The sequence below is a fragment of the Acinetobacter sp. CY73 genome (assembly GCF_059515865.1).
In genome coordinates, this window is record NZ_JCAKMZ010000006.1 from 110,918 (window position 1) to 117,458 (window position 6,541).

At 36.4% G+C, this 6,541-nt stretch carries 6 protein-coding genes; 3 read left to right on the plus strand and 3 right to left on the minus strand.

The genetic code is table 11. From position 1 onward, the window contains the following. Positions 1–91: 91 nt before the first annotated feature. Positions 92–670, plus strand: coding sequence for a uracil-DNA glycosylase family protein (locus tag AC5YD2_RS05235; protein WP_496125302.1), 579 nt, complete (start codon positions 92–94; stop codon positions 668–670). On the opposite strand, the gene AC5YD2_RS05240 is transcribed toward AC5YD2_RS05235, so the two are convergent. Both AC5YD2_RS05240 and AC5YD2_RS05245 read right to left on the minus strand, forming a co-directional pair. Continuing rightward, entirely contained in the window at positions 667–1,104 is a 438-nt protein-coding gene (locus AC5YD2_RS05240; RefSeq protein WP_496125303.1) for a hypothetical protein, read from the minus strand. The genes AC5YD2_RS05235 and AC5YD2_RS05240 overlap by 4 nt on opposite strands. 192 nt (positions 1,105–1,296) lie before the next feature. Then, the gene (locus AC5YD2_RS05245) at positions 1,297–2,793 is read right to left on the minus strand and encodes a phospholipase D family protein (RefSeq protein WP_496125304.1); all 1,497 of its coding nucleotides are present in this window, start codon (positions 2,791–2,793) and stop codon (positions 1,297–1,299) included. A 201-nt stretch (positions 2,794–2,994) separates the two neighbouring features. On the opposite strand from AC5YD2_RS05245, the gene AC5YD2_RS05250 reads away from it, so the two are divergent. Continuing rightward, a complete protein-coding gene (locus AC5YD2_RS05250) occupies positions 2,995–4,110 on the plus strand; it encodes an S-(hydroxymethyl)glutathione dehydrogenase/class III alcohol dehydrogenase (protein ID WP_496125305.1) in 1,116 nt (371 codons plus the stop codon). A 105-nt stretch (positions 4,111–4,215) separates the two neighbouring features. Here AC5YD2_RS05250 and AC5YD2_RS05255 read toward each other — a convergent pair whose 3' ends face one another. Continuing rightward, positions 4,216–5,421 (minus strand): amino acid aminotransferase, encoded by a 1,206-nt coding sequence (locus AC5YD2_RS05255; protein ID WP_496125306.1) that lies wholly within the window; start codon positions 5,419–5,421, stop codon positions 4,216–4,218. Between the two features lie 266 nt (positions 5,422–5,687). Between AC5YD2_RS05255 and AC5YD2_RS05260 the strand changes: the two genes are divergently transcribed. Next, the gene (locus AC5YD2_RS05260; protein WP_496125307.1) at positions 5,688–6,452 is read left to right on the plus strand and encodes an alpha/beta fold hydrolase; all 765 of its coding nucleotides are present in this window, start codon (positions 5,688–5,690) and stop codon (positions 6,450–6,452) included. The last annotated feature ends 89 nt before the right edge of the window (positions 6,453–6,541 follow it).

Here is a 6,541-nt window from a genome sequence, read left to right on the forward strand (position 1 = left end):
TGATAGTGGTGATGGTTATGGAAAATAAGGGATTGGTCTAATCCAAGTACATGAAGATTTTAAAAATACTTATACAGGTTAAATAAAACTAATGATTGAAACACATCCTTTAGCGCCATTTTTACCCAAAAATGGAAAATTATTGATGCTCGGAAGTTTTCCACCACCTCAAACACGTTGGAAGATGAAATTTTATTATCCGAATTATCAAAATGATATGTGGCGGATATTTGGATTATGCTTTTTTAAAGATAAAGATTATTTTTTAGATTTACCGGATAAAACTTTTCATTTAGACAAAATTATAGATTTTTTAAATGAAACAGGAATCGGTATTTATGACACAGCCTATCAAGTGACTCGTTTAACAGGAAATGCTTCAGACAAATTCTTAAAAATCGAGAAAGCCACAGATATCATGATGTTGCTTACTGAAATGCCCGAGTGTCGCAACATTGTGACAACAGGTGATAAAGCGACAGATACACTGATGCTTTCTATGCCAAACGATGCGATAAAACCGACCATTGGAGAATCTTCAACAGTAAATTTTGCACATCGAAAGCTCAATTTATATCGTATGCCATCTTCATCACGAGCTTATCCTTTATCTTTAGAGAAAAAGGCAGAAGCCTATATGACATTATTTAAGAACGTTTCACTGCTTTAATCTGAAAATTGGACATAGTCCCAAAGATTGAGGCGTGACTTGATTTCACGTCGAATATTGGGTAACAAAGGTAACAATGTACCTTCAATCCATAAGCTTAAGGCATGGGTAGAAATAAGGTCTTTTTGACCATCAATAATTTTCGCACCTTTTATACACAATAGCGTCTGTTGATTGACTTCAGTTTCAATGCCTTTGAATAACACCTGTAAATCATGGCCAGAATCAAAAATCGTCCATTCCAATTCAATTTGCACACTTTGATCGGACTGAATAATTGCTTGTCCTTCAATACTGTCGTTGTCATAGATGCAGTCATGATCTACACGAATTTTAGCTAAAAACCAATTTTGTCGAGACAAATCATTTAAATTGAATGAAGGAATTAGTAAGTCATTCAAATTAAATTGACGACTTAAATCAAAAAATTGCATGAGAAATCACAGTGGGAGTAGATGAAAGCAAAATGCTCAAAACAGAATGTTAAGACAGTTTTCTTTCAGAGTGAAATAGCATATGCAAATCAAGTGAGATGAAAATTCTATGAGGAAAAACTTTTAAAATATAGATGGATTCTGGAGTTAAAATACCTACAGTTTTAAAAATAGTTTATCTATTGGATGTCATTACATCATCCATTCAATAGGTAGATATGACACAGCGTACATTACGAATCGTTGAAATTTTGTCGTTTCAGGATCTACCTTATATTCTTGAACGGTTCCATCTTTTTTGTGATCTAACCAAATAATTTCGTTATTTTCATTCAACTTGAGTTGATAAGCCATATGTGGAAGATATTGATCTAAGGATTTGGAAATTTCATTTTGTAAAGCATCAGACTCAACCACTAAACCAACTTCGGTATTCAGGTGCGCAGAACGCGGATCAAAGTTAAATGAACCAATGAACACCATACCATCTATATCAAAGTATTTTGCATGTAAACGTGATGTGTTTTTTCCTTTAGCTGGAATGACATTTCCAGTGACAACTTCATACCAGGTTCTTCGGTCACGCTCAATATAAGGTTTAAATTCATACAGTCTTACGCCATTTTCTAATAGCGCTTTTCGATATTTTTGATAAAAAGCATGAACCAAAGGAACATCATTGGCTAAAAATGAATTGGTGAGCACCCGAACTTTAATATCCTGCTGAGCCAGTCCGACCAAATAATCTTCACCAGCTTTTGTTGGAACAAAATAGGCTGATACCAATTCCATATGGTTTTTGGGTCGCCCCATGATATTCATGATTTGATTAAATAAAAGTTCTTGATCGTCTATGGTGCCACGAACTTTGTCGGGCGAATCTGCAATAAAATGAGCCTTTGCCCATTTTACAGGGCGGTCTTTTAAATTTTGCTTAATCTTATCTTGAGCTTGAATCATACGAGACCCACTGCCCATGTTTTGAAAACTAGGGAGTTCTGTATATTTTTTTCTGATTATTTTAAGCGGATCATCTGAATTTATTTTAACTTTTGGCTGAACGAGATCTTTGATTGAATAACTGAGGTCATCATTCCAATATTTGAGAAAGGAATTATTTGCGTCATGAACGGTTTGCCCCCCAAAGAAAATATCCATGTCAGCAAATTGGAAATTGTTACTCGCATCAAAGTATTCACTACTGATATTACGCCCACCGGTCACGGCGACAGCTCCATCAGCAATAATTAATTTATTGTGCATGCGATGATTGATCTGATTAAACCTAAAAATATAATCAAAAATCCTAAAATTACGGTATTTATACGGGTTAAATAATTTTACTTGAAAGTTAGGATGTTGTGCGAGTTGGAGGAGTGTTTCATCCAGCTTTGTCCCATTTTGATCATCAATGAGCAGTCTAACTTTGACCCCTCGATCTGCTGCTTTTAATAATTCAGAAAGTAGATGATGACCAATCACATCATCTTGCCAAATGTAATATTGTAAATCTAAATTTTGCTTCGCTTCTTTGATGAGATATAGGCGGGTTGCCATACTCATAAAAGGATCTTGTAAGGGTAAATATGCACTAAGACCAGCATCAATGTTTTTTTGAGTTTCGTCGCTATTGCTAATCCAACTCCCAATACGGGTTTCAATAGGTTTTTCATCTATACTTTTATTCATGGGTAGCGAACATCCAGATAGATTGAGAAGAAAAGTCGTGATCAATAAAATAGAGAATCTTTTCTGAGATATCGTTATTTTCATAAAATTTTGATGCTTTGATCGGACATTTTATTGTCATCCTTGATATTGAATCTTCTTATAAAAAGCGGTTACTGTAAAGCATCTGTTTAAGAGCCTATTTTAAAGGAAGATCTTTATATGAAATCACGTGCAGCCGTCGCATTTGGTCCGGGACAACCCTTACAAATTGTTGAATTAGATGTAGCACCACCTAAGGCTGGTGAGGTTCTCGTTAAGATCACACATACAGGTGTTTGTCATACCGATGCCTTTACGCTTTCTGGCGATGATCCTGAAGGTGTTTTCCCTGCAGTATTGGGGCATGAAGGAGCAGGTATTGTTGTAGAAGTTGGTGAAGGTGTAACCAGTGTTGTACCAGGTGATCACGTTATTCCATTATATACGGCAGAATGTGGAGAGTGTTTATTCTGTAAATCTGGAAAAACTAACCTGTGTGTTTCTGTACGTGCAACACAAGGTAAAGGCGTAATGCCTGATGGCACAACACGTTTCTCTTATCATGGTGAACCTGTGTATCATTACATGGGGTGTTCAACGTTCAGCGAATATACAGTTGTTGCTGAAGTGTCATTGGCTAAAGTGAACCCAAATGCCAATCCAGAGCATGTTTGCCTATTGGGCTGTGGAGTGACTACAGGGCTTGGCGCAGTTAAAAATACAGCCAAAGTTCAAGAGGGCGATACGGTTGCTGTCTTTGGTCTGGGTGGAATTGGCTTAGCTGTCGTTCAAGGTGCAAAACGTGCCAAAGCGAGTCGTATTATCGCTGTAGACACTAATCCAGATAAATTCAAATTGGCTGAACAGTTTGGTGCAACAGAGTTTTTAAATCCAAAAGATTATGATCGTCCAATTCAAGAAGTGATTGTTGAAAAAACTGGATGGGGTGTAGATCATTCATTTGAATGTATTGGCAATACTAACGTTATGCGTTCTGCGCTTGAATGTGCACACCGTGGTTGGGGACAATCGATCATTATTGGTGTGGCGGGTGCTGGTCAGGAAATTTCAACACGTCCATTCCAATTGGTGACAGGTCGTAGCTGGAAAGGAACGGCTTTTGGTGGTGTGAAAGGCCGTTCAGAACTCCCTGGTATGGTTGAAGAGTCGATGAAAGGTGATATCCAACTTGAACCGTTTGTCACACATACGATGGGTTTAGATAAGATCAATGAAGCATTTGATTTGATGCATGAAGGTAAATCCATTCGTTCAGTGATTCATTTCCAAGAGTAATTGTTTTTGAGTAGGGATTTTTAATCCTAGCCAGTAAAAAGCCCAAATGAATTTGGGCTTTTTATATTGTTATTCTGAATGCTATTCAAGGCATAAGAATAAGTTTTATGCTGTCGCTTTTAAGACTTCAGCAAATGCTTTTGCAACGACATCAATGTTATTTAGGTTTAGACCTGCAGCACACATACGGCCACTACGCACTAAATAAATACCATATTTATCTTTTAAGATATCTACTTGTTCAGCCGTTAATCCGGTATAGGTAAACATCCCTTGTTGTTTGACTAAGTAGCTAAAATCACGGTCAGGAAGCTCAGCATTGAGTTTTTGTTGAAGCAATTGACGCATTTGAATAATACGCTCACGCATTTCTTTCAACTCAGCTTCCCACTCAGCGGTCAAAGCTGCATCGTTCAATACATTATTAACCAATAATGCACCAGTGGTTGCTGGACTAGAATAAATACGGCGCACAGTTGCTTTCAACTGACCTAATACTTTTTGAGCAGTTTCTTTATCATCACAAACGAAAGTTAATCCACCCACACGTTCGCCATATAAAGAGAAGATTTTAGAGAATGAATTACTCACAATAAAGTTCATGCCAGATTTATCAAGAGCACGGATCAGGTAAGCATCTTCTTCAAGACCTTGACCAAAGCCTTGATACGCAATATCCAAAAATGGAAGTAAATCTTGTTTTCTCAATACTTCAATCACTTGATCCCACTCAGCAGGCGTTAGGTCAGCACCTGTTGGGTTATGGCAGCAAGGGTGAAGCAGTACAACACTTTTCGCAGGCAACGTCGCCAAGGTCTCAAGCATTGCAGGAACATTGACACCATTGGTTTCAGCATCGTAATACGGGTAGAAATGAGAAGCGATGCCCGCACCATTAAATATAGCAATATGGTTATCCCAAGTCGGTTGACTAACCCAAATATCTGACTGAGGGAAGTATTTCTTAATAAAGTCACCACCGACTTTAAGCGCACCTGAACCACCCAAAGTTTGAATGGTAACAGCACGACCATCTTTACGTGCTTGGCTGTCTTTACCTAATACCAGTGCCTGAGTTGCATCGTTATAAGACTTTAAGCCATCCATAGGGAGATAAAGTTTTACTTTTTCATTGCTTGGTTCAATATTTTTGTAGGCTTTTTTTACAGCTTCTAATTGAGGAACAATGCTTTCTTCGTTGTAGTAAAGCCCAATACTTAAATTAACTTTTTCAGTGCGTTCATCCTTACCAAACTCTTCCATAAGAGATAAGATCGGGTCACCAGCATAAGGATCTACATGTTGAAACATGGACTTTTTCCTAAAATTAACAAAGAAATGAATATTTAGATAATATATATAATTTAAAGTTTCTCTCAACTATTAAAAACAAGACTATTTCTTATAAGTGTTGAAACTTTTCATTATAACGGCGAAAGACTGATTGACTTTTTACTATATTTTTAATTCAATTTTTTCGAGTTGACTCCTTCTATGAATGTTATATTTAAGAAAAGAGATATCTCAAATCATTTAATCACGCGTCCGAATCTAATCCCTATTTCGAAGGAAATACCATGCTACTCAATTATGAATATCAACAAGCTAAAAAAGAGACGAGTAAGGGAACTCTTGTTTTTATTCACGGACTGTTTGGTAGTCTGAGTAATTTAGGTATGTTGGTTCGTGCATTTGAAAATGAATACACTATTGTCCAATTGGATTTGAGAAATCACGGTGAGTCTGCACATGATCAACAAGTAACTTATGAGCTGATGGCACAAGATGTCATGCAAACCTTAAGACATTTAAATATTCAAAACTTTTCAGTCATTGGGCACTCTATGGGCGGGAAAGTAGCGATGAAATTGACTGAAATTGCAGGAGACCAATTAGAGCGCATTGTGGTTTTAGACATCGCTCCCTTTGCATATCAACAGCGACATCATGATCAAATTTTTGAATCACTTAAGTCCGTTCAGCAATCTCACATTTCAACACGTAAAGAAGCGACTGAGATGATGCAAACCCATATTAAGGAACTAGGCGTGATTCAATTTTTATTGAAATCATTCCAACTAGGTGAATGGAAATTCAATGTAAGGGCGTTGCAAAATAATTATGAAAATATCATTTCGTGGCAAGAAATTGCCCCATGGTTAAAACCTACTTTATTTTTAAAAGGTGAAAATTCCGACTATATTTCTCAAGATGAACATTATGAATCTATTGAAAAACAGTTTCTATTTGCACAACTCAGTGTTATTCAACGTGCAGGTCATTGGTTACATGCTGAACAAACAATAGAAGTTACTGATCAGATTAAAAAATTTTTCCAATAATTAAAATTAAAAAATATTTATTTATAAAAGAGGGTGATATTTAAACCATGTTTTATTTTTAATCAGATTTCAGAATATTTATATTTTAC

What these genes read in the sequence shown, in the direction of transcription:
- AC5YD2_RS05235 (WP_496125302.1), top strand. Translation starts at nt 92, where the DNA reads ATGATTGAAACACATCCTTTAGCGCCATTTTTACCCAAAAATGGAAAA.
- AC5YD2_RS05240 (WP_496125303.1), bottom strand. Translation starts at nt 1,104, where the DNA reads ATGCAATTTTTTGATTTAAGTCGTCAATTTAATTTGAATGACTTACTA.
- AC5YD2_RS05245 (WP_496125304.1), bottom strand. Translation starts at nt 2,793, where the DNA reads ATGAATAAAAGTATAGATGAAAAACCTATTGAAACCCGTATTGGGAGT.
- AC5YD2_RS05250 (WP_496125305.1), top strand. Translation starts at nt 2,995, where the DNA reads ATGAAATCACGTGCAGCCGTCGCATTTGGTCCGGGACAACCCTTACAA.
- AC5YD2_RS05255 (WP_496125306.1), bottom strand. Translation starts at nt 5,421, where the DNA reads ATGTTTCAACATGTAGATCCTTATGCTGGTGACCCGATCTTATCTCTT.
- AC5YD2_RS05260 (WP_496125307.1), top strand. Translation starts at nt 5,688, where the DNA reads ATGCTACTCAATTATGAATATCAACAAGCTAAAAAAGAGACGAGTAAG.